Origin of the sequence: Acetobacter senegalensis (assembly GCF_001499615.1) — a bacterium.
GTDB classification, from domain to species: Bacteria; Pseudomonadota; Alphaproteobacteria; order Acetobacterales; family Acetobacteraceae; genus Acetobacter; species Acetobacter senegalensis.
Genome location: NZ_LN606600.1, coordinates 521,835 through 547,151, shown reverse-complemented (window position 1 = coordinate 547,151; position 25,317 = coordinate 521,835). Strand labels below are relative to the sequence as shown.

General features: G+C 49.7%; 22 protein-coding genes, 1 tRNA gene, 1 pseudogene and 1 riboswitch. Of the genes and pseudogenes, 7 read left to right on the top strand and 17 right to left on the bottom strand.

Annotation, left to right across the window (positions count from 1 at the left end):
* Nucleotides 1–48: 48 nt before the first annotated feature.
* Together rpmA and rplU are read right to left on the bottom strand one after the other, a co-directional pair.
* Entirely contained in the window at nucleotides 49–318 is a 270-nt protein-coding gene (rpmA, locus tag ASN_RS02350) for a 50S ribosomal protein L27 (protein WP_006559167.1), read from the bottom strand.
* 48 nt (nucleotides 319–366) lie between these two features.
* Entirely contained in the window at nucleotides 367–681 is a 315-nt protein-coding gene (rplU, locus tag ASN_RS02345) for a 50S ribosomal protein L21 (protein WP_006559166.1), read from the bottom strand.
* A 215-nt stretch (nucleotides 682–896) separates the two neighbouring features.
* On the opposite strand from rplU, the gene ASN_RS02340 reads away from it, so the two are divergent.
* Nucleotides 897–986: transfer RNA gene (locus ASN_RS02340), tRNA-Ser, on the top strand.
* Nucleotides 987–1,324: 338 nt separating this feature from the next.
* On the opposite strand, the pseudogene ASN_RS18445 reads toward ASN_RS02340, so the two are convergent.
* The 8 genes and pseudogenes from ASN_RS18445 to ASN_RS02305 form a co-directional block, all read right to left on the bottom strand.
* Nucleotides 1,325–1,669 (bottom strand): annotated as a pseudogene (locus tag ASN_RS18445) (transposase); the annotation flags it as partial.
* Between the two features lie 727 nt (nucleotides 1,670–2,396).
* On the bottom strand, nucleotides 2,397–2,567 hold the full coding sequence (locus tag ASN_RS19405; protein WP_157765080.1) for a hypothetical protein: 171 nt from the start codon (nucleotides 2,565–2,567) through the stop codon (nucleotides 2,397–2,399).
* Nucleotides 2,568–2,814: 247 nt separating this feature from the next.
* A complete protein-coding gene (locus ASN_RS02330; protein ID WP_058987096.1) occupies nucleotides 2,815–4,080 on the bottom strand; it encodes an AGE family epimerase/isomerase in 1,266 nt (421 codons plus the stop codon).
* Entirely contained in the window at nucleotides 4,073–4,933 is an 861-nt protein-coding gene (locus ASN_RS02325; protein WP_058987095.1) for a glucose 1-dehydrogenase, read from the bottom strand. Before ASN_RS02325 ends, ASN_RS02330 begins: the two co-directional genes overlap by 8 nt.
* Before the next feature lie 527 nt (nucleotides 4,934–5,460).
* Nucleotides 5,461–6,930 carry a sugar porter family MFS transporter gene (locus ASN_RS02320; protein ID WP_058987094.1) on the bottom strand — a complete coding sequence of 490 codons (1,470 nt, stop codon included), beginning with the start codon at nucleotides 6,928–6,930 and terminating at the stop codon, nucleotides 5,461–5,463.
* A 43-nt stretch (nucleotides 6,931–6,973) separates the two neighbouring features.
* Nucleotides 6,974–7,834 (bottom strand): shikimate dehydrogenase, encoded by an 861-nt coding sequence (gene aroE / locus ASN_RS02315; RefSeq protein ID WP_058987093.1) that lies wholly within the window; start codon nucleotides 7,832–7,834, stop codon nucleotides 6,974–6,976.
* A gap of 91 nt (nucleotides 7,835–7,925) precedes the next feature.
* Nucleotides 7,926–8,894, bottom strand: coding sequence for a LacI family DNA-binding transcriptional regulator (locus ASN_RS02310; RefSeq protein ID WP_231948329.1), 969 nt, complete (start codon nucleotides 8,892–8,894; stop codon nucleotides 7,926–7,928).
* A gap of 881 nt (nucleotides 8,895–9,775) precedes the next feature.
* Nucleotides 9,776–10,999 carry an NAD(P)/FAD-dependent oxidoreductase gene (locus ASN_RS02305; RefSeq protein ID WP_058987091.1) on the bottom strand — a complete coding sequence of 408 codons (1,224 nt, stop codon included), beginning with the start codon at nucleotides 10,997–10,999 and terminating at the stop codon, nucleotides 9,776–9,778.
* A gap of 488 nt (nucleotides 11,000–11,487) precedes the next feature.
* Between ASN_RS02305 and ASN_RS02300 the strand changes: the two genes are divergently transcribed.
* From ASN_RS02300 to ASN_RS02290, 3 genes are all read left to right on the top strand, one after another.
* Complete coding sequence (locus tag ASN_RS02300; protein WP_058987090.1) at nucleotides 11,488–12,483, top strand: sterol desaturase family protein; 996 nt, start codon at nucleotides 11,488–11,490, stop codon at nucleotides 12,481–12,483.
* Between the two features lie 73 nt (nucleotides 12,484–12,556).
* Complete coding sequence (locus ASN_RS02295; protein ID WP_058987089.1) at nucleotides 12,557–13,171, top strand: hypothetical protein; 615 nt, start codon at nucleotides 12,557–12,559, stop codon at nucleotides 13,169–13,171.
* A 29-nt stretch (nucleotides 13,172–13,200) separates the two neighbouring features.
* On the top strand, nucleotides 13,201–14,148 hold the full coding sequence (locus ASN_RS02290) for a Vgb family protein (protein WP_197603322.1): 948 nt from the start codon (nucleotides 13,201–13,203) through the stop codon (nucleotides 14,146–14,148).
* 208 nt (nucleotides 14,149–14,356) lie between these two features.
* On the opposite strand, the gene ASN_RS02285 is transcribed toward ASN_RS02290, so the two are convergent.
* From ASN_RS02285 to ASN_RS02255, 7 genes are all read right to left on the bottom strand, one after another.
* A complete protein-coding gene (locus tag ASN_RS02285; RefSeq protein WP_058987087.1) occupies nucleotides 14,357–15,043 on the bottom strand; it encodes a molybdopterin cofactor-binding domain-containing protein in 687 nt (228 codons plus the stop codon).
* A gap of 51 nt (nucleotides 15,044–15,094) precedes the next feature.
* A complete protein-coding gene (gene tnpC / locus ASN_RS02280) occupies nucleotides 15,095–16,705 on the bottom strand; it encodes an IS66 family transposase (RefSeq protein WP_058986868.1) in 1,611 nt (536 codons plus the stop codon).
* Nucleotides 16,706–16,768: 63 nt separating this feature from the next.
* Nucleotides 16,769–17,116, bottom strand: coding sequence for an IS66 family insertion sequence element accessory protein TnpB (gene tnpB, locus ASN_RS02275; RefSeq protein WP_010510701.1), 348 nt, complete (start codon nucleotides 17,114–17,116; stop codon nucleotides 16,769–16,771).
* A complete protein-coding gene (gene tnpA / locus ASN_RS19130) occupies nucleotides 17,113–17,472 on the bottom strand; it encodes an IS66-like element accessory protein TnpA (RefSeq protein ID WP_058986867.1) in 360 nt (119 codons plus the stop codon). Before tnpA ends, tnpB begins: the two co-directional genes overlap by 4 nt.
* 93 nt (nucleotides 17,473–17,565) lie before the next feature.
* A complete protein-coding gene (locus tag ASN_RS02265; protein ID WP_058987086.1) occupies nucleotides 17,566–19,071 on the bottom strand; it encodes a molybdopterin cofactor-binding domain-containing protein in 1,506 nt (501 codons plus the stop codon).
* Between the two features lie 154 nt (nucleotides 19,072–19,225).
* On the bottom strand, nucleotides 19,226–19,924 hold the full coding sequence (locus tag ASN_RS02260; protein ID WP_058987085.1) for an SDR family NAD(P)-dependent oxidoreductase: 699 nt from the start codon (nucleotides 19,922–19,924) through the stop codon (nucleotides 19,226–19,228).
* A 146-nt stretch (nucleotides 19,925–20,070) separates the two neighbouring features.
* Entirely contained in the window at nucleotides 20,071–22,557 is a 2,487-nt protein-coding gene (locus tag ASN_RS02255; protein WP_058987084.1) for a TonB-dependent receptor, read from the bottom strand.
* A 468-nt stretch (nucleotides 22,558–23,025) separates the two neighbouring features.
* On the opposite strand from ASN_RS02255, the gene ASN_RS02250 reads away from it, so the two are divergent.
* The 3 genes from ASN_RS02250 (at nucleotide 23,026) to ASN_RS02240 (ending at nucleotide 25,298) form a co-directional block, all read left to right on the top strand.
* Entirely contained in the window at nucleotides 23,026–23,346 is a 321-nt protein-coding gene (locus tag ASN_RS02250) for a non-heme iron oxygenase ferredoxin subunit (protein WP_052051214.1), read from the top strand.
* Nucleotides 23,347–23,613: 267 nt separating this feature from the next.
* A riboswitch (guanidine-I (ykkC/yxkD leader) is annotated at nucleotides 23,614–23,714 on the top strand.
* Between the two features lie 205 nt (nucleotides 23,715–23,919).
* The gene (locus tag ASN_RS02245; protein WP_197603321.1) at nucleotides 23,920–24,651 is read left to right on the top strand and encodes an urea amidolyase associated protein UAAP1; all 732 of its coding nucleotides are present in this window, start codon (nucleotides 23,920–23,922) and stop codon (nucleotides 24,649–24,651) included.
* An 11-nt stretch (nucleotides 24,652–24,662) separates the two neighbouring features.
* Entirely contained in the window at nucleotides 24,663–25,298 is a 636-nt protein-coding gene (locus tag ASN_RS02240; protein WP_058987083.1) for an urea amidolyase associated protein UAAP2, read from the top strand.
* The last annotated feature ends 19 nt before the right edge of the window (nucleotides 25,299–25,317 follow it).

Here is a 25,317-nt window from a genome sequence, read left to right as displayed (position 1 = left end):
TTCGCCATTCCGGCCACGGGTATAACGCGCAGCAGGGGTGCTTGATGCTTATTCAGCAGCAGCCGGCAGCGCATCAACAGAAACGTGCACGCGGCCTTCAGCGCGACGTTCAAAGCGAACGCTGCCATCAATCAGAGCGAAGATGGTGTGGTCACGACCAACACCAACGTTTGCGCCCGGCTTCATCTTCGTGCCGCGCTGGCGGATGATGATGTTACCGGCAACAACCTGTTCGCCACCAAATTTCTTGACGCCAAGGCGGCGCCCGGCGCTATCGCGCCCGTTGCGGGATGAACCGCCAGCTTTCTTTTGTGCCATGACCTAAGTCCTCCTGGTCTTGCCTGCTCTTGAACCCGGATGCGGGATTCAGGCGGCGTTGATCTCTTGAATGCGCAGAACGGTAACCGGCTGACGGTGACCATTCTTGCGGCGGCTGTTCTGCCGGCGGCGCTTCTTGAAGATGATGACCTTCTTGAGGCGGTCCTGAGCGATGACGGTTGCCGTCACCTTTGCGCCAGCTACGGTGGGGGCGCCAATGGTGGTGGTGCCTTCGCCACCTACGGCAAGAACCTCATCAAACGTGATGGTTGCGCCAGCTTCGGTTTCCAGTTTTTCAACCTTGAGCACCATGTTGGGCTCAACCCGATACTGCTTGCCGCCGGTGCGGATAACTGCGAACATAATAAACGGTCTCTCTTTCCGATCTCTCAACCTCCCGCGGCAGTATGCAGGCGAGTGGTCTGGACGCTTTTTGTTCTTGTGCCGCACAGGCGGCATGCCTCCCTCTGTGGGGAGTGGTGCGGCCTTTTAAAGGTTTGCAGTGGCCTCCGTCAACAAAAACATGCACAGCATCCCGCTTGCACGCGCATTCAAGCCCGCTTATAAGCCAGCTTCACGGAGAGGTGCCGGAGCGGTCGAACGGGGCGGTCTCGAAAACCGTTGTGCGAGCAATCGTACCGAGGGTTCGAATCCCTCCCTCTCCGCCAATATTCCAAAAAACATTAAATAAATCAGTACCTTATGGTACCGCATCTAAATGTTCCCATTATCCCTCCCACCTGGAGGGATCGAAGAATCTTCGGTTGGTGTCATTGGGTCCTGATTTCAGGGTTATTTCGTGTTGATTGATAGTTCTGGGGTCTGACTTTCGCTCTGTGTTTCCAGCAGAGTAATGGTTGCATGCTCTAATTTTCTACGCTGCGGCGTTAATCCGCTCTAGGAACAGAAAGCGGCGCATGGTGTAGACGATATTGGCCAGTCCAATCCTCATGGTGGCACGGGCGAAGCCCAACATTGCGGTCAAACAGTCTTTCAATCGCCCCAGCCTGGTCAGACGCTCGCGAAACAGCCAGATCGTTTTGACATCCGGCACACGGTCTGACAGCCCCAGACCGAGGAAATGCATGAAGGAGAGCCGGTCATTGATCAGGTATTCTGTCCGCTCGTCGGACAAGTTGTTCAGCGTCTGAATCACAAGGATCTTGAACATCAGCGCCGGATCAAATGGCGTTCGCCACCTTTACTGCCATCTGAATAGGACAGAGCCTTGTCCAGATCAGGACGGAGTACCTCAAAATCCATAGTCCGGGAATAAGGCTTCGAGTTGGTCACCAAGCCCGCTCAAGCGGGCCAGGCGTTCTTCAACATCAAAGAAACCAGGTTGCTTCATTCCAGCCCCCCCCTTATCACAAGATGAGAGAGGGAATCATACAGAACCTATCAAAACTAGGGGTTCTGCGAACCTTCCGGTTTGTTCGCAACTATCGTCCCGATAGCCAATCTGCACGACGGCAATAATCGATCAGGCGATTGGTTGACCTTTTCCGATCACCCAATCGCGGGTGCTCCGGTCATCATAGAATTGCGATAGCCCAGCATAGGACATCGACTCTACCGTTCCTTGTGAAGAACAACGCAGCACAAATTCTACCGAGGGCGGTTCCATATCTGGTCTGCGCTCTACCAAGCAAAAATTATGCGGGAGACGCCAGCTAATTTCATCACAAACAAGGTTTGCCGCACGCCTCAATGGACGTCGTGCTGCATTGTTTGTCTCAGCGTTTCACTCCCGGCGGTGGCCATTTGCCCGTCTTGTCGAGGGTCAGGATTTCGGCACGGGAGGGCGGAGGAAAGGGATAGCCTCGTGCCTTGAGTTTTTCGATCACCCGCAGTCGTGCTGCATCCTCGGGAGAGTCACGCAAGATACGACTGGTGAGCGTGCGTTGGGCAGTCGTAATGCCGAACCTGTCATGTGCCTAGATATCAGCGCCATGGTCGATCAGGATTTCCACGACCGGCCACTGATCCGTTGCCGCCGCATAGATCATCGGCGTTGACTGGTCGTCTGTATCACGCTCATCCAGTCCCTGATGTCGTTCTGCAAGGCGTCTGACTTCTTAGGTTTCCAAGTTCATGACCGCGCCAAGCATGAGCTGACTGTTGCCCAGCGGCAGCGTCTGATTGACAGGGGATATGGGTTTGTTCTCCGGTTCACAGGCTACCAGTCTTGCATGAAGAGCGAGGCAGGTAAGAACGGCAATGCCTGCCACAACACGTTTCTTCATCATGGGCAATCGTCGACAACAAGCGCTTGCTCGTTCCGGACCTGCCTGCGCTTCAACGCAGAGAAACCGGGCAGCCTCATGCCATCATCCCCTCATCACGATACAAGGGATCGAATCACAGAAAAGCAATCAAAATCAAGAGGTTTTTAGAACCATTCACGTTTTGGTCAACTGCTGATATGTTGTGGGTTATCGCATAATGTTAAAGTGGTACTATATTTTTTTGAACTTGTAGATAGGCAGGTATTTTTCAGAATAGCGCTTGAACCGCAGTCGCAAAGCTAGGCGAGAGCGGGAGGAGGGGTGTCAATGTTGATTGCCAGGCATGGTATAGATCTGCTTTGCCAGCATAAACGACTTCCGAAGGACGGTTCTCGCCATCCAGTTCCTGAAGCCATCCGCCATTATGTCGGTCAATCATATAAAGATCGATATAGTCCCATAGGGTCTGATACCAGGTTTCATATTTGACATTGCCAGTCCGCTTCAGCAGAGCCGCGGCCGCAGTAAGTGCTTCGGCTTGTACCCAGTGTGGACGGTTTTCCACAGCAGGTTCGATATCGTTATTGACGGTATAAAGCAGTCCGGGTCTGCCATTTCGGCTCCATCCCGCTGCGATACCCTTCTCAAAAAGGGCAATGCTGTCGGTTAATAACCATTCCGGAGCTGTCCCACTTTCACGAAGGAGAGCAGCTTCAAGTTTCAGCAGGAGGTGAGACCATTCAACAAAATGACCTGGGGTCAACCCATAAGGTCGCAGGTCGTCTGTTGGTCGGGTGCGATTATAATCCGCAAGATACGTCCAGTTGCGATCGTAATGTTCGCGTACAGCATAGTCGGAATCTCGCGCAAGAATATGGATGAAACGCTCGGCCGAACGAAGGGCGCGATGTCGCCATACCGGATTTTTGGTCACGTCAGCAAGCGCCATGCAGGCTTCGACAGAATGCATGTTGGAGTTCGCACCACGATAATCCTCCTCACATGACCAGTCGGCTTGAAAACTCTCGCGAAAAACACCCTCCTCTTCACTCCAGAAATGTGTTTCCCAAACTGATGTCGCCTGTTCCAAAAGCTGTGCGGCTCCCGGTAGACGTGCGACAACAGCAGTGGACGCTGCCAATGATATGAAGGCATGAAGATAGTTCTGTTTATGTTGCTGCGTTTCCGTCGGTCTGCCATTTGTCAGACCACCAAACCATCCTTCATGCTCTGCATCCCGTAACGGCCCAAGAAGCGACTGGACACCATGTGCTGCCAACATTCTACATCCGGGTAGCCCCCGAATGGCTGCGGTAGCATAAGAATGGGTCATTCTTGCTGTAAGGGTCGTGTCTGGTTGGGCATCTGGTACGAGCTTTCCTTGATTGTCGAGAGCTCCAAATCCATCGTTTAATCGGGATGCTTTCGAAAAATCCAGTAACCGTAACCCTTGATATTCCAGCCAGTATCGATGCGGGGTTGAACGTAGCCAACTGGAGGTTGGCACCATCAGCGATGGCAGCATTTCAGCCATTAATAATTTTACCTCCATTTACATGCAGGGTCTGCCCGGTCATGAAGCTGGAATCTTCTGAGGCAAGATAGACATATGCTGGCCCCAATTCGGCCGGTTCACCACAACGGCCCATTGGCGTGTCTGAACCCAGTTCTGCTACCGCCTGCGGATCGACAGGGCCCCAGCTCGCGGGCTGCAAAGGCGTCCACACGGGGCCAGGCGCTACAGCGTTAACACGGATACCCTTATCGGCCAGTTGCAATGCGAGCGCCCGTGTAAAGCCCATTTCGGCGGCTTTGGTCGTCGTGTATGCCACCAGAGATTTGTTGCCGGAAAATGCGTTTATGGAAGAAGTTGAAATGATCGTGGCTCCCTTTTTCAAATGGGGGAGGGCTGCTCGTGTTATGTAGAAGTAACCATTGATGTTTACGTCCATGTGATGCTGCCAGACCTCATCAGTAATATCCGTGAGGTCCTCACTGACATATTGGACGCCCGCATTATTGACCACGATATCAAGGCCGCCCAATGCTTCGACAGTCTGCTTCACAGCTTCGTTGCAAAATGTGCTGGATGCAACATCACCCGGAATCGCAATAGCCTTGCGTCCTTCATTTTTGATCGGACGAACGGTTTCCTGCGCGTCCTCATGTTCTTCAAGATAGATAATGGCTACGTCAGCGCCCTCGCGAGCGAAGTGCAAGGCAGCAGAACGCCCGATGCCACTGTCTCCGCCGGTTATCAGCGCTTTCCTGTTGGTGAGTTTGCCGCTGCCACGGTAATCGGGCCTGATATGGACGGCTAGTGGCTTCATGACTTTCTCAATGCCAGGTTGGTGAGATTGGCTTTGGGGAGAGATTGTAAGCGGCATAAGGCTTCCTATCGTTGTTAAATTAACGTCCTCTCGAATTAACAAATGTCTTTGCATAGGGTTTCATAGAAAATGGTCCGCGCAAGACATTGTAAAAAGAAATTTGTGATATATCCAAAAACGATATGTCATTTATACAATTATAATGGTTTTCTTTATCTGTAACGGAATGGTGTTCATAAGGTAATGGCCTCGTCTCAGAAGATATGACGGTTTGGTTCACGTGTTTAATGTGGTCTGATAACAGGGCTGAACGCGTAAGTTTGTATTGAGCCGTTGCCGAACGACGAACTGGTATTTCTCTCACTTAGCTTTTAGGAAACGGGATTTTTTATATTCTGGTTTGATCGTAACCGGCTTCTTAAGCCCAAGCATTGATAAATTTGGCAAAGAGATAGTTTTTCTACCGAGGTAGATGGATTCAGTGACTCTTCGGCTGGATTATTCTCAATGATAGTGTGGCTATCTTCTGCGAGAAATATTGAAGGTTTTCCGAAATATCTAATTTATAAAAGGAAAAACAATATCTATTTTTTCTGTATTTTGTAGAAATTTCCATGCCTTAAAGACTCTTCAATATATTCCAATGTCGTGCCGGCTGTTTCAGGAACATATTTCCAGATGAACAGGAATGCCGCGACGTTAACACCCCCGAATAGCCAGAAGGTTCCTGTCGTACCTAATGCTTCAACCAGAGAAAGTGTAATCAGGGATACGATGGTATCGGAGAACCAGACTGTGGCACTTGCTAGACCCATTGCTTTGCTGCGTATAATAAGAGGGAACACTTCAGATGCAACCAGCCACACAGCAACGGACAGTGAGCCAAAATTAAAGAAAATATATCCCAATAAAGAAACTATCATCAGAGCCAGACGCACACCGGAGAGTGGTGCGGAACTGATGAAAATGGCACCCAGCACAAAGAGGGAGAGCGCAGCCAGCGGAAGCATGACCAGCATCATGCGGCGTCTTCCCACTCTATCAATCAGGGCGATCCCCAGGGCTGTTGTGATGGTGGATGCCACGCCAACAGAAACAGATGTCAGTAATGCCGCGGAATGTCCCAAGCCAGCTTGTGACAGAATGATAGGAGCATAATAGACAATCACGTTGGGGCCTGACAGTTGGGAAAAGGCAGCTATTCCTAAAGCGGCGATAAGTGCTGGTCTTACCCATTTCTGCTTCAGGATTTTCCAATCGCCTTCGTTGTGCTTTCCTGTTCTGACAACAAGTGCTTCATCAAGCTCATTGCGTACCACGTCCTTATGGCCACGGAGCCGATAAAGAACGGAGACGGCATGCTGCTCCTGCGCGTTATGCAACAACCAGCGCGGGCTTTCGGGCAAGAACAGCATGCCAAAGGCAAGGAGCAATGCCGGCAGGGCTCCAAGCATGAACATGGCCCGCCATGATTCAGCACTGCCTGCAAGTTCGTAACCAACAAAAAACGCCAGAAGCAGTCCTAAGGAGAACACAAGCTGGAACAGCGATACCAGCCCGCCCCGACGAGACGCAGGGGCCAATTCCGCTACATAGACTGGCACGATCTGCGTAGTAGCCCCAATGGCAATGCCCAGACCAAGCCGGGCGCAGATCAGCACTGCCACATTGGGGGCCAGTCCACATCCGATTGATGCCGCGATGAAGACCACCGCAGCAGCCATAATAGCAGGACGCCTGCCCCAGCGGTCAGAAATCGGACTGCTGAACACTGCGCCGAAAATCGCACCGATGTTTAATGAAGCAGCAACCCATTCCTGCCCCATTGTGGAAAGAGAGAACGTCTGCGTCACAAAAATCAATGCGGACGCTATGATGCCGGTATCATAGCCAAAAAGAAGCCCACCAACCGCAGCGACAGCAGCAGCGATGGAGACATACCGACGCGCAGATTTGCGTTGATCCTCTTCATGGGCCTGAGCATGAAAGGCAGATATCGCACGCTTATGCATTAAGGACGTGGATGTGTTGTGGGTGCCCGGCGCGGCAGTCATAACGGCGCCTCCATTTTCTGTGATCAGGTGCAGTGCCCGGACATCATTCCGCGTCAGATGTGTTGAATATGTCGCTCAACGTACGCTGCATAACGGTCGCATCAAGCGTCTTGCCCAGCCAGAGTTCCACCCCGATCACGCCCTGATTGACGAGCATTCCAAGTCCGTCAAGCGGCGTGCAGCCCCGTTTCTTTGCTTCACGTAGGAAGCGCGTCATCGGTGGGTTTGGAATAACATCAGCGACTACCTGGCCTTTTTTAAAAGTCTCGACATCTACTGCCGCCATGGCGTCTGCGTTGCCAAAGCCAACCGAGGTCGCATTGATCACAATATCCGTATCAGCCGGGATGCGCGCTTCGCCTTCCCATAGGTGTGCAGTCGCATTGCATTTGGTGTTATCACGCACGAGATTAGCAATGGTGTCAGCGTGCGCCTTTTTCATATTGACCACGGTTATATGGGCAGCACCAGCCAGACCAAGCTCAACGGCAATTGCCCGCGCGGCTCCTCCGGCACCAAGAAGAAAAACCTTCTTGTCTGCAGGATCGATGACGGTCCTGAGCGAGGCAAGGAAACCCTTGCCATCGGTGTTGTCGCCTATCAGTTTGCCATTACGAATGCTGACGCAGTTGACGGCACCGATAATCCGGGCAGCTTCGGCCATGTCATCAAGATACTCGATAACAGCAACTTTGTGCGGCAGGGAGCAATTAAAGCCAGCCCATTCCATGGCCAGAGCCCCGCGTACTGCCTCGCCTAGGTGCGCAGGTTTCACGTCACAGTTGATATAACGCGCGTCCAGTCCTGCGTGCTGAAACCCGGCTTCGATCATCGCGACGGTAGGGTTGTCTGCGCATGGCGTTGAGAAAGAACCCGTGAGAATGCTACGGAAAGTGCGGTGCATCGTGTTGCATTCCTTTTTAGTGGCTATGGAGCTTGTATGCATAGCTATGCAATGAAGACCATTTTTGCCTGGGAGCGCAACCCCTAATCCCTTATCTGCCTGTGCGCGTGCTGCCGCGTTCGATCAACTGCGCGTTAATGGTGTGTGTTTGGGAATACGGGTGATTGACCGTCTGAAGCGCCTCATTCAGCATATCCATAGCGACTGTCACCATCTGATCCGTCCGTTGGTCAAAAGAGGTCAGATCATAGCCATGCCATGCTGCCTGGGGGATGTTGTCGTAACCCAAAACGATCACATCATCAGGGCAACGCAGATCTGCGCACTCACGCAGGGCATCCAGCACACCACAGGCCATCATATCGTTACTGGAAAAAATACCATCGGGACGTAAGCCTCGCTGCAAGAGGCGGCGAATAGCATTATAGCCGCTCTGATAGGTATCATCGCCGCGAAGCCGGACCAGTTTGCCAAAACAGTCAGATGTCTCTTTCAGGGTATCGCAAAATCCTTCTCCTCGTGCGCGGGAGGCCGCATTTTTTGCGGGGCCTGCCAGCCATACAGGATGTGTTACGCCATGTTTAATGAAAATTTGTGCTGCGATCTGGCCAGCCCCGTAATTGTTGGATACGACCGTGGATATCCACGGTCCCACAAAAGATGAATTAAAACAGATCACGGGGGTATGAAGTTCGGACAGTGCCTGAACGACGGATTGCGAGCCCACGGCCAATGAGGTTACCACTGCATCAATTCTGTAGCTGGCTAACTGGTCAAGCGCTGTATCCAAAGTCAGCGCGTCGTCAACCTGAACCAGCAGAACCTGCAGTCCTGCCTGGCGCAGGGCTATTGCCAGCCGTTCGAGTGCGGAAGCATAAAACGGATTATCTAGCCCCCCGATAACGACACCAACCATATGAGATCGTCCGGAAAGCATGATGCTTGGTATCCGGTTGGGGCGGTATCCGAGCGTGGCAGCAGCCGCCAGTACCCTTTCTTTCGTCTCGGCGGAAATGCTCGCAGTTGAAGAAAAGGCACGGGAGACAGCCGACTGGGACACACCGGCCAGCTTTGCAACATCTATCGACGTAACGGAGCGAATGATTCTGGTCTCCCTTGGTTCATGTGAAGTTGCTGTAGAGAGTGACCGAAGGCAGCTTATAGTTATCTACTATGGGTAAGTAATAGCTGCCAACCTCTACATTTTCCCAGCAACATGCTTCGCCTAATGGTCAATTACGGTCGTTAAACCGATCAGTTCCAGTGTGGCGAATGGAGTGCGCCAAAGACGCATGATAACATATCTGTGCTTGATGGTGGTGCTTGTGCCCATTTGTGAGATGTGAACGGAATGGCACTACCGAGTGCTGGCAGGCGATGTTTTTGTTGGGTGCGGTTCTGGCATAGGAATATCGGAAGTACAATGGGGCACGATGGGGAGAACTGAGGCTTGCCAGGAAATGTTCGGCCTTGATTGCCGCCTTGGACATAGCTGCTCTTACCCAGTCGTCAGCTCAGAAGTGGAGGGTTCTACAAACCCCGTGGTTTTGCGTGCGTGTCTTTGCTTCCATGCTTCTCATGGTGATTGGGCGGGATAATCATGAAGCAGGCGGGTTTCTTTGATGTTGAAGAGCGTCTGGCTGGCTAATATCGTCTACAATGCGCCGTTTCCTCTTCCTGGAGCGGATCAGCGCTGCCGCATAGCAATCCAAGGCACAAACCTTCACTTTGCTTCCAACGCACGCAGAGCGAAGGCCATAGTGCAAAAACCAATAACCAACGGCAGCCTTGCATGAAATCAGGGTGATTATGCTTCAAGTAAGGTTTTTTCGATCTTTCCAGCTACAAAGAAAAATGGTCTTTCATTTTTTCTTATACCAGAACAGACCGTTTCATTTAGGAAAGTCTGTTCTGGTAAGTAACCGGGGAGGTAAGTTTTATTTAGTAATCGGTTAAGTCTGTTGTTGGATCTGCTAAAATATCTTGTGGTACTGCGCTGGCATTGCTGACTAATCGCCGTAATTTGCGTAACTCGCGCGTGGCGTTAACAGCCGTTATCCCGCTGATAACTGAGCCATTAAGGTGGAAAATAACAAAAGCTCCATCGCTCGGGTTACCGCGTACAACTTCGCTGGTTCCAAGCGGGTTACCTACAACTTGAATGTTAAAGGTGTACTGGTCTGTCCAATATGACCCTGGTGATGAGTACTCATCAGGCACACCAAGAATCGCTTTGGCTACGTGCTCGCCATGGCTCGCTGCGTGCTGCCATGTTTCATCACGGCGTTGCGTGCCGTAATGTACGTTGTGATGAAAGGCGACCTCTCCTGCAGCATAAATGTCTTTAATGCTGGTTCTGCCGTGTGCATCTACAGAAATGCCGCTAGGTGCAGCCTCAATCCCAGCAAGGCTGCCAAGTTCGTGCTCAGGGCACACACCAATGCCAACAACAATCAAATCTGCAGCGAGGGTGCTCTTGTCAGAGAGGGTGAGAGAGTAGCCAGACTTGCCTTTTTCTACATCTATAATATGCGTTTGGCACCGAATATCTACACCATGTTTAGTGTGTTCTGCCGCAAGAAAGCTGGCCAGTAACGGGCTGCCAGAGCGCGCCAGCGGCCTTTCCCCAGCCTCAATAACAGTAACATGAAAGCCTTGTGCCGTTGCCGCGGCAGCGACTTCAAGGCCAATAATGCCTGCACCCACAATAACCATGCTGGCCCCTTTGGGTAGGCTTTGCATGTCCTGTCTTAGTCTTTGCGTATCAAGGGACGTGCGCAAATAATGGATAAAGGGCGCACCGTAAGGAAAAAGAGGCAGCGTGCGGGGGCGTGAGCCTGTGGCCAAAAGGAGCGTACTGTACGGCAGTTGTGTCCCGTCAGAGAGCGTTACCAGGTGGGCTGCAGCATCAATAGCGGTCGCTTCGGCACCTAGCCTCAGGTCTATCTGGCTTGTCTTGTAAAAGGCTTCGTCACGGAGCAAGAAAGTGGCGTGCGGTGCGCTTGTATGCAGAGCATCTTTAGAGAGCGGTGGCCTATCATAAGGCATTGTATTTTCACGGCTTAACAAGATAATCTGCCCTTTAAAGCCATTTTCCCGCAGGGCTTGGGCGGCAGATACGCCAGCTATGCCAGCCCCTACAATGACAACCGTTTTTTCTTTCACTCTCAACTCTCACTTACTTGTTAATGCGCATACAAGCAAAAAATAATACTTAACCCCTATGTCAGATAAATTTTCCCCTCACAAGAGAGGGAATATATTAAAAATTACGTTATAATAAGAAAAAATCATGTTTGTCATGCGACATGAATAACTTGGGAGTTGTTCCTGATTGAGGAGTGGAATGCACTATTTTAATCAGCGGGCAGGACGCACAGGAACTTCTTACGCAGCATCACTCGGCTCTCATATTAAAAATTATCAATATTGTGCTCTGTAAAGCATAAATATCTCTTCATCTTTCGTGCGCTAGAATTTCAAAAAGACTAAAAATTTCTAGTGCATATCACCATAAAAAGCGCTTAAAAGAGAATTGTTGCGTTTCAAGAACGGAAAAGCCAGCCAGAAACCCTTCGGGCTGCGTCGAATGACGTATGAAACTCTGATGGAGAATGAGGTAAATTCAAACCAATGAATTTTTGGAGGTGGAGATGAGCGGAACTCGCGTTGGAAACAGAGTGATCGGTTCGCAAGCTCCCGTCACGATTGGCTGGGATAATATACCAAAAGTGGAGGGGGGTAAGGTTAAGCAATTTGTCTTCACCTATTTTCAGCCGACTATGCTCTTCGCCTTGATTGTTTTTTGGTATTACGCTCCCAATTCAATAGCGACGGCCACAACAGCCATCTGGATAGGCGTAGGCTTTCGGGTTCTCTTGATGGCGCTTGAGTGGGTAAATCCACGTTATGAAAGTTGGCGTTTGACCTGGAAAGAGCTGGTCACGGACCTTTTTTATGTCGGCGTCGGTTATACTTTTTTACGGATTGTAAATAGTTATATTGGTAGTGATGCGGTGATTGATTTCATCCAGAGCTATTTTCATTTTGATAAAGTTATGTGGTTTCTTGTTCTTCCTCTTTTGGTTCAGGCGTTTATTATTTCATTTATTTTTGATTTTGGTCAGTACTGGATGCATCGCGGTATGCATACATGGTATCCGCTGTGGTTGCCGCACTCGGTTCATCATTATGTTACCCAATTGAATATTAATAAAGGTGCAGTGGGCAATCCAACAGAGTTGTTTCTTATCGGACTTGGTTTGGGTGGCTTTTTTGATTTTTTGCCACGAGCTGTTTTGTTGGCTGGAGCCATGTCTATGGCAATTGGCGAATATCAGCATATTAACGTAAGGTTTAACACGCCGCGTTGGTGGAGATATTTGTTTAATACTACGGAGCATCATAGTTTGCATCATGCACAGGATTATGAAGCAACATGTAGCAACTATGCGAGCGTTTATATTTTCATAGATAGAATGTTCGGTACTTGCGTTGACGGTGAGGCTGAACTGCTTGGAACAGAAGGCGGGCGTCGTCTTACAATCAGTGAACAAATGACGTACCCGTTCACGAATGGTTGGCGCTACTATAAGAGGAAAGTCAAAAAAATGACCAAGCAATGGTTTGGAACAAAAGCGCGGCAATAAGCCCTAAATCATTGTTTCATTACTATTGAATGGGTTTGATCACTTAAAATGGTTAAAGAGAAGGGGCACAAAAGTGAACTGGCATCTTATTGATTGGATATGGCATGTAAGAGGATGTCTTTCAATTCCCGCGCAACAAACCAGCAGCGAAGTCTTTTGTAAAATAGATCCTTTGTTTCAGGAATTTGGAACAACGCATGAATTGAAAAATGAGAGTCTGGTTTTTTCTAAAAAAAATCAACCTTCTCAAGATAAGATGGCTGTATTTGATGATGGTGTTTTGAGCATAGAGAGCAAAAAAGAAGGTTCTGTTTTACAGTATGACTTAAGAAGTAAAACACTCCTTTTTTGTTTTTTGGCACCGTTTTTCTTTCTGGCAATGGCCGAACTCACAATTGTGGTTAAACACCTCCAAAAGCCATCAACCGAAGTGTCACAGTCTTTAGCCGAGAAGGAAAAAGAGGAAGAGGCCAGATATCTTATTCAAAGCCCTATAGACAAAGCTTTGGGGGTGCCCGCGCCAGAAAAGAAAACAGATAAAGACGACGAGAAACAGGGCAAGAAAAAACTCTCTCCCGTAGCGGCTTACGTTTTTGCCGGTATCTTTTCGGTCTTATACGTTATCGGCAGGATTAGCGAAGCTTTGTCCGTAAAGTCTCTTTTTAGAAAATATTTGTCTGAGTATTGATTTTCTAAGACATTCGAAAAGGTTGCGGTGTGCGTATTAAAAAAATACTAAAACATGCTTTAATGTTGGCGGTGTTTTCACCGTTCAGTTGTCTCCCTCATGCATTTGCGGCAACAGCGCCTACACAGCAGGTTATGCATGTACCGGGTTCACCTGATTTTCTTGCCGTTGATGGTGCTTCAGTTTGGGTTATGAACAGAGGGCGTGTAGAGCACTGGTCTGTGTCGGGGAAACTGGCTGAAGTTAAGTTGGGCCATCCTTGTGGTGCCATGTCAGTAGCGTTTGGCTCCCTTTGGGTTGCTGATTGCAAAGCGAATACCCTCAACCGGATAGACCTCAAGACTGCACAAAAAGACGTTGTTATTCAAACAGGTATAGCAAACCCCAGAGGCGAGCTGAATGTTGTCAGTGGGGAGGGTTCTATCTGGGTAGCCAGTGATGGCAGTGGGAAAGTTGCCCGTGTTGACCCACTTACAAACAAAGTCATTGCATCTATCCCGGTCGATTCTGAAACCTATTATCTTGCATTCGGTTATGGTGCCCTATGGGGTGTAAGCGCTACCCATAACACGCTTCAAAAGATCGATCCGCAAACTAACACCGTCGTCAAAAAAACCGCTCTTGGGCGTGCTCCTGGCTTTCTTGCTGCGGGGGAGGGGGCTGTTTGGGTACAAGAGCAGGGTGACGGAACAGTTGCTCGCGTCTCCCCAGAAACAGGAGAGGTTTCTGGTCGGGTAAAAGTCGATAACTCATTGATGTATGGGGATATTGATGCCGGGGGTGGTAAGGTCTGGCTGCGTACCACAGACCATCAGACATTTGTCGTCATTGACCCCCAAACTCTGGCCATTCGTGCACGAGTTGGTGCACAAACGGGCAGTGGCGCGTTGCGGTACACCCCAGAAGGTATCTGGACAACATCTCACGATATTCATGTTCTGGCATGGTGGGCAAAACCGGAAAATATCGGGAATTAAAAAGCTGAAGAAAGTTACCTAATAGAGTGGTAGCTGCTTCGTGCGCGTCGGGTAGTATCTGTCTTTTATAAAAGTAGTAACAAGGTAAGCCCTGCCTGTCTAACTCAGCCAATATAGAAGCGAGCACAAAAAAGCACCCTCTTATAAAGCTCACCCTCTTATTGGGTGAGTTTTTCAAAAGCGAGAAACAATCCCATTACAAATTGGTCTAAATTGAACCGAACTCGCCATTAAAGAAATGTGGAGAGAACGGATAGCGCCTACATCTTTTGCCCGTAGCATTAAAAAGTGCATTGCCAAGTGATGGAAACGCAGCAGTCGTACCGACCTCTCCAATACCGCCGGGGCTGTCAGTACTTTTGATGATATGCACATCAATGGGCGGAGCGTCATTAATGCGCATAAGCGGGTAGTTATGAAAATTACTTTGCTCTATGCGCCCATTTTTTATGGTTATTTCTCCATAAAGCGCGGCGCTAAACCCAAAAAGAAGTCCACCTTCCATTTGTGCTATAAGTGCATCCGTATTAACGGCTATGCCGCAATCCACAACGGCGGTCACCTTCTTTATAGCAATAGATTTTTTATCCGTTACCACTGCTTCAGTGACCACAGCGCAATGGGAGCCAAAAGCATTATGTAAGGCCAGGCCACGGCCGGTGCCTGTAGGGAGCGGTTTGCTCCATTGGCTTTCTTCCGCAGCACGTTTTAGAACTGCTACAGAACGAGGGTTTTTGCCCAAAAGGCGTAACCTGTATTCAAGCGGGTCGGTATGTGTTGCGGCGGCTAATTCATCTATAAAACTTTCTACTACGTAAACATTATGCGCTGGGCCAACACCCCGCCACCAGCCAACTGGCACAGGCGTATCAGCGCGCGTCCACGTTACAAACATCTGGGGCAAGTCATAAGGTGTATCGTAACCGGCCGTTCTGTGCCGCCTTGATTATGCGGCCTTTTTGTGAAGCGTATTCGCGGGTTGCCAGTTCCATGGCAACAATTCGTGGAGGCGGTTGATCTTGTGTTCGTTGATGCGGGCGAGAACATCGGCGAGGTAATCGTGCGGGTTGAGGCCTGAAAGTTTTGCGCTTTCGATAAGCGTCATGGCATCAGCGATGTTGTCGCCCCCGGCGTCTGAACCGGCAAACAGATAGTTTTTCCGCCCGACGCATACCGGTCGTATGGCCCGTTCGGCAGGATTGTTGTCGATGGCAACACGACCATCTTCGAGGAAGAGGGTAAAGGCTGCCCACCGGTTGAGCGCATAACGGATTGCTTTTGCCAGTTCCCCCTTGCCAGGGATACGGGCGAGCTGTGTTTCGCACCATGCGTGGAATGCTGTGACACGAGGGCGGCTTTTTTCCTGTCGGACAGCCAGACGATACGGAGCAGGAGACCCGGTGAGCTGCCGCTCGATATCGTAGAGTTCCCCGATCTGCTCGAGTGCTTCCCTTGCGATTGTCGAATCACTGCCCTTCCAGACATCATGGAAGGCCCTGCGGAGATGAGCCCAGCAGGCCGCTTCGCGCACATGCACGGTTCCCGTTGCATCGGGTTTATACAGATCCCTGAACCCCGCGTAGGCGTCAGCCTGCAGAATGCCCCGGAACTGTGCCAGATGGGTCTGGGGATTGATCCCCTTGCGATCGGGAGAGAACCAGTAGGCCACGGCGGGCGGATCACTCCCGCCCCAGGGGCGGGGATCGCGCAGATAGGTCCAGATCCGCCCTTCCTTCACACCACGTGGTTTCCCAGCCTGGCGCAGACGGGAATCAAGAACCTGGATGGGTGTATCATCGGCATGCAGCAGGTCTGCCTTTACGACATCCTGACGGATCAGATCTGTGAGAGGACGCAGAACGGCAACGGCCTGACCACACCAGTCGATCAGGGTTGAACGGGGAATGTCCACACCCTGACGGGCAAAGATCTCGTTCTGACGATAAAGCGGGATATGGTCATCGAATTTCGAGACCAGGATATGGGCCAGAAGCCCGGGGCCAGCCATCCCCCGTGGAACAGGGCGCGACGGTGCTTCAGGCTGCACCATCGTTTCGCAATGGCGGCAGGATTTCTTCAGCCGTGCCGTTTCGACAACTTTCAGTTTTGCCGCAATAAAGTCCAGTATTTCGGTGACATCTTCGCCTACAAGACGCAGAGGACCGCCACAGGCAGGACAGGCCTCACCCGGGTCGAGAACAATACGCTCCCGTGGTGTCGTGTCAGAAACCTGTGGTTTGCCACGCTGCCGTGGGGGAGAGACTGCATCATCGCTGACATCATGCTCCCTGATATCAGGAGAAGGATCGGCTGCCGCGATGGCGATTTTTACATCTTCAAGGAGCAGTTCGAGCTGTTCAATCTCACGGTCTATCTTTTCTGAACTGGCCCCGAATTTCTGTTTCTGAAGGCGTGCGATCCGGATTTTGAGAGACTGGACAAGAGCCTCATACGCACGGGCCGACGCAGAAAGCCGGGCCACTTCGGTCTGCAGGGAAACAATCATTTCCCTCAGGATATCCGGATCATCAGGCAGGACCACGGGTGCAGGCGTCATTATGAAAAAATAGCAGAAAATCTAAGAAAATTCAAAAGGTTCTACACGATCACGCCATAAAAATCAGGCTACGCGAGACGGTGGTGCAGACCAGGAAGGGCGTCTCCACTCCATGCCTTCCCACAGCATGGCCATCTGTGCTGTCGTCAGGCGTGCAACGCCCTCTGCCGGAGACGGCCATGGAAAACGTCCCTTCTCAAGCACCTTGTAATAAAGACAGAACCCCTGACCGTCCCACATCAGAAGCTTGATCCTGTCGCCACGGCGACCACGAAAAGCAAAGAGCGCCCCTGATGTCGGGTTCTGACGCAGCACGTCCTGTGCCAGTGCTGCCAGACCCGATATGCCCTTGCGCATATCGGTCACCCCGCAGGCCAGATAGACACGCACGCCGTTGCCCACGCCAATCATGCCGTCTCCGCAATCTGGATGACCCGGGCCAGAAGATCTTCGGCAGGATGTCCCGTCACCCTGATACTACGGCCATTGCGCAGCACTATGGCCAGTTCGTCAGGTCCACCGCCAGATGTCACAGCAGGTGTCGTCACTGAAGCAACAGGAATAAACGCCACAGACTGATCTGGCGAAGATAGTCTTTGACGGAATGAACTCCGCCATTGGTAAAGGTGTTGGCGGGTCAGGTCATGCCGACGTGCCACATCCGATACACTCGCTCCATCCACACCAACTTCAGACAGTATCGCCAGTTTGCGTTCATCCGACCAGCGGCGACGGCGTTCAACACCAATCAGGATTTCCTGGGCCATTCTTACCTCTCAAATGACGTCAATAACGACGTCGTTAACGACGGTAAGTTACCAGTCACAATCTTTAATCATAAGGCGGCCTCAAACGGCCGGTTACGGTGTATCTACTGCGCCGGCGACAGCATCAGTATCGAGCTTGCCTACGGGCAACCCGCCTGGGGCAAAGCGGTCAACGACAGAAGGCCCACTTACATGGTGCTGCCAAGAAAGCGGCTGCCCATTTTGACCCAGTGTTGCACTGATACGGTCATAGTACGCGGGCCGAAAAAGATCCTGACGGATATCTTCTTCCCGGCTCCAGATAAATTTTACAGGGTGAGAGACCTGACAGGCGAAGTGTGTTGCCTGTTCCAAAAAGTCTGTAGCCAGCCTACGCCCAAAACTACCGCCTATCATGTGGTTGTGAATTGCAACTTTTTCTGGCGGCAAACCTGTTATCTTTGCAACGGCAGCCCGTGCACGGGTTGGAACCTGCGTACCCATCCAGACATCGCAACGCTCTGCACGCACATGTAGTGTTACATTGGCGGGTTCCATAGGTGCATGAGAGAGAAATGGGAGCTCATAAGTCGCTTCCAGTTTTTTGCCAGACTCTGCAGAAGTATTCTTGGGTTTATCATTGCGCGCAATAATTTCTGGCACAGAAAGGGAAGCATCGCGGATTTTTCGTCTGATGTCCTCAGAGCTAAGAGAAGAGTTTTTTCCTTCTACCCACTTAATTTTGAGAGCTGCTAAGCCTTTTTTAGCGGTCCAGTAATTCCTTGCTATAACAGCAACGGCTGTGCTGGTTTTTAGAACATTCAGAACACCAGGGATAGTCCTGCACAATGTGTCATCAAGGGTGTCGAGAGTAGCGCCAATAACAGGTGCTCCCATAACAGCGCCAATCGCCATTTCTGGCACACGCACATCAATACCAAAAACAGCAGTACCGTTCGTTTTGGCAGGAATATCAACCCGCGGGAAAGACTTGCCTATCAATTTCCAGTCGCTGGGTGATTTTAGAGGCACATTTTGGGGTATGTTCTGCCGGGCGGCATCAACCGCAAAGTCACCATACTGTGCACAATGCTGGCCTGTATGGTCTTTTATGTAACCATTTTCGGCTGCTAACAAATGCTGCGGTATATTCCAGCGTGCAGCAGCAGCAGTAAGAAGCATAAGCCGAACCGTTGCGCCAGCTTGCCGTAAGGGTACCCACCCATTACGGACAGAGCGGGAACCGCCTGTTGAAAGGGATTTTAGAAACTTTGGAGCAACATCACTCACGTCCTGCGGCAATGCAGGCAGGACAGTAATGTCTTTAGGGTCTACTTCCAGCTCTTCTGCAATAATAATGGCTTCAGTTGTGTAAATACCCTGTCCCATTTCAATGTTTGGAACAATGAGAGATATTTTATTATCGCTCCCAATACGAACAACACCCCCAAGCGTAATATCTGATGGGGAGTGAACATTCTGGCTTGTTTGCGCCAAGGCCACTTTACTACGTGCAGCAGGTAGCCCTGCAAAAGCAAGCGCTATGCCCCCTCCCAAGAAGTGGCGCCGTAAAAGAGGGTTCAAAGCGTTGTCAGCTTTGCTAACAAAAAGAGAAGGCATTTGTGCGCCTGTCACCTAATAGTCTCAAGGGAGAGGAGAGAAAGTAAAGCGAGTAAAAATAGTTCCACACAAAGCGCCTGTTAGGGTTATTGGACTGGCCAAGGCAAATTTGTTGTGAACTCAGCCTTGCTTTTCGAGTTTATTTTAAGCCAAGCTAGTAGCTTTCCTCTGCCCTGCAATTTACGGGAATTTCCGAAATACTAACCTCATTGGGTGACGTGACAAGGAAATGCGCAACGCGGGCAATTTCTTCTGGTGGGGTCATGTTCAGTTCCGGCATCATGCCCTCAACCATGTCGGTCTTTACAAAGCCAGGGCAGATCACCGTGGCTCTAATGCCATATTCAAACCCAGTGTGGCGAATAGAGTGCGCCAAAGCAAGCGTTGCAAATTTGGACACGGCATAAGGGCCAGAATCTGAATCATAAACGCGTTTGCTCGACAGGGAGCCAATCATAACAACTCGGCCGCTGCCACAGGCAACAAGTTGTTCCCATGCAGCTTTTACGAGGCGGCGGGGGCTTTTAATATGGACGTCCAGCAGGTCATCCATCTCACGTTCAGAGATGTCTATAATGTTTTTCCAAATGCCAATGCCAGCATTTGCGACAACTGCATTAATATGCCCAAAACGGCTTATTGTGCTTTCAACCCAACTGGCTTCTGTTGTTGTGTCTAAGGCATCGTAGTGGCCAATCAAAACGCGCTCTTTGTCTGTTGCCCATGCTGGTATCTGGGGTTTGCGCATACCAAGGCTAACACACCAGCCTTCATCGTAAAATTTTTTGGCAATCGCAGCCCCCATGCCTCTTGCTGCGCCTGAAACCATAATGACTTTTTGTGTTGTTCCCATCAGAAATTTCCCTGCTTATGGTAATTTTTTGAGTTGATATGAGCATCGAAACAAGGTGCACACCAAAATAATAGAAAGACCCCCATATGGAAAATATGTTTCACATAGAGGGGTCTTTCTTTGTGGTATCAGTCAGGCACTAATTTTTAGAAATGTGCGCTTGCTTCCAGCCCAAAGGTGCGTGGTGTTAAAACGCTATAGGCATAATAACGTTCAGCAATGCCATCACGGGAACGAATGGAGCTCATATCGTTACTGACTGCAGTTACAGCATACTGATCAGTCAGGTTATTGACAAAAAGATCAACACTCCATTTCCGTGTGTTGTATGTAATAGACGCTCGGTGCGTTACATAACTGGGCATGCGGTAGCCATAGCCTTCTAGCCCCACACGAGAGAAGATGCTGCCTTGATAAGTGGTTGCCCAATTAAACTGGATATTTCGGTCCTCATCTAGGGGGAAGGTATAATTTGCAATGATACTGCCCGAATTCTTGGTCGAGCCGGGTAAACGGTCCCCTGGTTTTCCTGCATAGGAGCCTAGTACGTTGGTGACTAATCCTGGAGAGTATTTTGTCAAGTGTGCATCAACATAAGAATAGGTCGCTGAAATCGTAAAGTTTGGCAGAACCTTCACATTTACAGACGCATCGAAGCCTCTTGAGACAGCAGCCGCGCCGTTTTTCGTAATTCCAACATTCCCATATTGGGTCTGGCCGGGAACCTGTATGTTCGTCCAGTCAATATTGTAGCCAGCCAATGTAAATATTAACCGGCGGTGGAAAAAATTCCCACGGATACCAAGTTCGGCATTGCGTGTTTTATCTGGTTTATAACTGACTTCATTGGGTAGGGCGCAAGCATGCTGGACGCTTGTGTCCAATGGCATGGAGCAGGGGGCCACTTTGTTTACCCCCCCCACACGATAACCAGTGCTGTAAGTAAAGTAGGTCATGATATTCGGGTTAATACGGTAGGAAATGTTCGCTTTCCACATGGTGCCATTGGCACCGGTAGAACCCTGTTGTGAGCTATAGTTTACATTCGGGTAGGTTTGGAAGAGCGGCAATGCAGTGCCACCATCTACCGAAGAGTCATAATCAAAGTACCGGAAGCCACCTGTAATCTGAAGATTTTTCAAGATATGGTAGGTAAGCTCGCCATACACTGCGCGCTCCTGCGTTTTGGTGTGCACGCGTGAGGCATACTCAAGTTCATCAGGCCGATCGATACCCGCCCAAGATGTATACCCAGGGACATACTCATGGCGGTTGGTATCTGTTTTCTGGTTGTTGTAAAAACCACCAATAACCCAGCTTATCGGCCCCTTATGGGTAGAAACAAGGCGCAGCTCTTCGTTGAACTGTGTGTATTTTCTGTGATTCTCGGCATAGGAAGAGAAGTTTGGGAAGGCTTGGTACCCATAATCAAGATCAAGCAGAAGATCCGTATTATCTTCAACTGAGTCTATGGTCTGGTGTGTATAAGCCGTTGTGTTGACCAACTGAGCAAAGTTGAAAATGTTGAAATAGAATTCCCCACTATAAAGGTCTGATTTGCGGTTTACTGGCTCCTGATAGCGCCACGGTGCATCATAATGGCCAGTCCCGAGCACGCCCGCAGCATTGGCCTGCTGGCCGCCTGTACGGGTTTCCTGGTGCATGTAGGTCAGGTAACCCTTGATGTTAGGGTTAACCTGCACCAAGAGCTGGTTACGGGTTGTAAAGGTGTGGTCGTAGTTCAGATCTTTACGGCGGTAAAAATTCTGGGCGCGCTGTTCAGCTGTACCCAAAGAGTTAGCACCCGGCTGCGGGTTAGAAACTCCCGGTGTCTTCAGCAGGTAGTTGTAGTCCATAAAGCCGGGGTCATTATAGTACCCAACAACCGTTCTGAACGCCAGATGGTCTTTGATAAGTGGAATATTAAACGTGCCCGTTGTTTCACCACCAGGGGAGCCACTGTGCGATTCCCCAAAGGTCTTGCCGGTTACATCTGCAGACCAGTGGTTCAGAACAGGGCGGTGGGGCATATAACGAATAGCGCCAGCCAAGGTGCCTAAACCGTATAGGGTACCCTGTGGCCCCTGTAGCACTTCAAGGCGATCGATATCGACCATCTTGAAGTCTGTATAAAGCGGCACTTCGCCCAGATAGACACCAACCGAGTTGTTGGTGAAGTTCCCGGTTGTTGACGTTGAGCCAGAAGAGAGGCCGCGCATAATAATGTTACCGGTATTGCCCGGGCCGTTATCGGTAATGGTCAAACCCGGCACAAAAGAGCTCAATTGGCGAATGTCAGTGATCCGCTCATTCTTCATCAGCTTCTGATCAACGACAGAAATATTGATGGGCGAGTCTTCCAGCTTGGTTGAACGCCGTGTTGCCGTAACCATAATCTGCTCTTCTTGGGCAGCACGCACTTTCTGCTGAACAGGTTTAACAGCGGCGGCTTTCGTTGTTGCAGGTTGCTGCTTTGCTGGTGCGCCAGAGCGTGTCTTCTTTTCTGCCACCGGGCCATTCTTCTGGTCAGACGAGGCTGCATGAGCAGAGGCAGCGAGAGCAAAGGGAGCGCCACTGATCAACATGGTGGCGCAAAACAGATATGCCCTTCTTTTAGCCGGACAATCCTGCATACATTACTCCTGTTTTCACTTTGGTGAGTGTCTTAGTCGCCAGTTTGAGCAACCAAGAAGAGAGTTGCTAAACAAATTCATATGGGAGCGTAGATCAATTATTCCGTAACCGATATATGTTGTTTGACGTAATTAAAGGTGTTTGTCATCAAAAAAGCATCGGTTTTCAAACATGAAGTGCATTAAATGATCGTTATCATTGAGGTGTGGTGAGAGTGTCAGATGCAAAACAGCGATTTTCCTATTTAGATAATTATGAAAAATAATGATAAAACAATATATATTTCAGGTTCTATGGACCCTGTAACGGCACGTGCCAAGTGTGCTGTAGGCATAATCAGGTTTGGCAAAATATTTTTTGTGGCATAGGGAGGGCATGGTGATTGTAAAACCAGTCAACCTATGTCAGCTTCTATTCTCAGATCGAAACGGTCTATAAATTTACAAAAATATATGCTGGAGAAAGCAATGGTCGAAAAAGTTTTTTTGTGCCGTAACAGCGAGCTTAAAGAGAGCGCTATGCGCCAGGTGGCCGTTGCGGGAATAGATGCCTCGCTGGTGGTTTATAAGGTTAAGGGTAAGGTTTATGCGACAGACGCCCTTTGCACTCATGGTAAAGTAGCTCTTACCGAGGGTGATCTGGAAGGAACCACCATTTACTGCCCATTGCACGGTGGTGGTTTTGATGTGTGTACGGGCAAGGCTGTTTCTCCGCCGTGTACTGTTCCGCTCAAAACATATTCTACCGTTGTTGAGGGTGATGACATTTTCGGTTTGTTGGAGGATTAATCTTCTCCATCTTATGCGGATTTAAGCTGCCATCTTTACGTCAAAAAAGAACTATGGGTGCTTTTGGCCTTAGTTGAAAGCACCGCCTTAATTTCAGACAAAAAACCATTACAATACAATATGTTAGAGATGTTTCTTGTGGCGTGCGGGCAGGCTTCACTCTGGTAAAATAAATGTTTCTTCCAAAAAATCCATTACGGTATTGATTCAATGTCAGAGACTCTGCTATAAAAGCGTTATGCAGTCTTAGTTAGACTGTAACAATATGCAATGGTTCGCTAGGGTTCCGACCTGTTTATGCAGGTGTCTGGTCCGAGAGCGAACGACCTCTGGTTGAGGTTACACGGCGGGACAAAAGCCCGGGAGACAGCACACTTTTTGTGTCGCGCTGCTCTGTTTGTCGTCGTGTTAACCGGAGGTCTTTAAAATGCATTTCTCTTCTTTTCCCTTGTTTATCAATGAGATAGGGCTCTCGCTTACACAATCTTGTAGGCCTGAGTGTTCTGTTCCTGCTGCTGCGCGTGCTTATTCACGCTGTTGCGCTTTCCACCCTCCAGGAGCTGAGAGTCTATAATGAAAAACGATATGTCGACGTTGCGTCCGTGTCTTTACGAAGAACTTGTCCCTGGTGGGGGGCATACGTCTTTTATCCTTAAGCGTGGGCGTGTTTTGCGCATTAAAGATATAGAGGGCGGTGCAAATGTAAGTGCCACTTTTCTTAATGCAGATCAGAAAAGTGAGCGTTTTAATCTACCAGATACCCTAAAGGGGCAGCATACTGCAAAACTGACTGCCGGGCACTGTCTGTATTCTGATATGGGACGCGTTTTACTCGCTATATCAGAAGATAGCTGTGGCTGGCACGACTCTTTTGGTGGCGTAATGAACGCGCAGGAAGTAGAAGAAAAATACGGCCCTGGCCGCTATCAGGAACTGCGCAATAAATTCCACCGCAATGGGCACGATAACCTTCTTGTGGAGATGGGAAAGTGGAACCTTAATATTCAAGATCTCCTGATGGTTGTTAATTTTTTCAGTAAAGTCATAGTTGATGAAGCGGGTCAGTTTTTCTTTGTGGAGGGCAACTCTTCTGCGGGTGATTATATCGACTTGTACGCCCCGATGGATGTGCTGATTATTCTAACTGCGTTGCAGCACCCCATGGACCCTTCACCGCAGTACAACCCAAAACCTATCTCTTTTTCAATACATGATGTTGTAGAAGACGGTATTTCTTTTGGTTGTCATACCTCTCGGCCAGAAAATGGGCGCGCTTTTTTCAATACAGCTCTTTATTGCGTGTAAGGAAAACGGACATGAAATTAACGCCAAGTGCTCTGTCACCCGAAACAGCGTTTTTCCGCCATGTGATTCCCGCAGGTGAACCGTTTCTTTTTGAAGTAAAAGCTGGTCAAACACTGCGCCTTCTCGATCTGGAAGGTAATCAGGCCATAGATACTTTATTTTATAATGCTCAAGTGCCACGGGAGCGTTACGACCCCCAGCGTACAATACGGCGCCAGAACAGCGTTTACCTTACGTGTGGCACAGTGCTGTATTCCAATATGGGTAATCCTATGTTGACAATTGTGGCAGATACATGCGGTCGGCACGATACTTTGGGCGGCGCTTGCGCGCAGGAGAGCAATACCGTTCGCTATGCGCACGACCGCCGGTTTATGCATAGTTGCCGTGACAATTTCTTGTGTGCCTGTCTACATGATGGCAGATTAGGCAAGCGTGATATTGGCGCCAATATCAATTTTTTCATGAACGTGCCCGTTACACCAGATGGTGGGCTTACGTTTGAAGATGGTATTTCCGCCGCCGGAAAATATGTTGAAATGCGCGCCGAACAAAATGTCATGGTTCTTATTTCTAATTGTCCGCAATTGAACAATCCCTGCAATGGGTGGAATCCCACACCGGCTGAAGTGCTGGTCTGGAATTAAAAACGGCCACTTCGGCTGT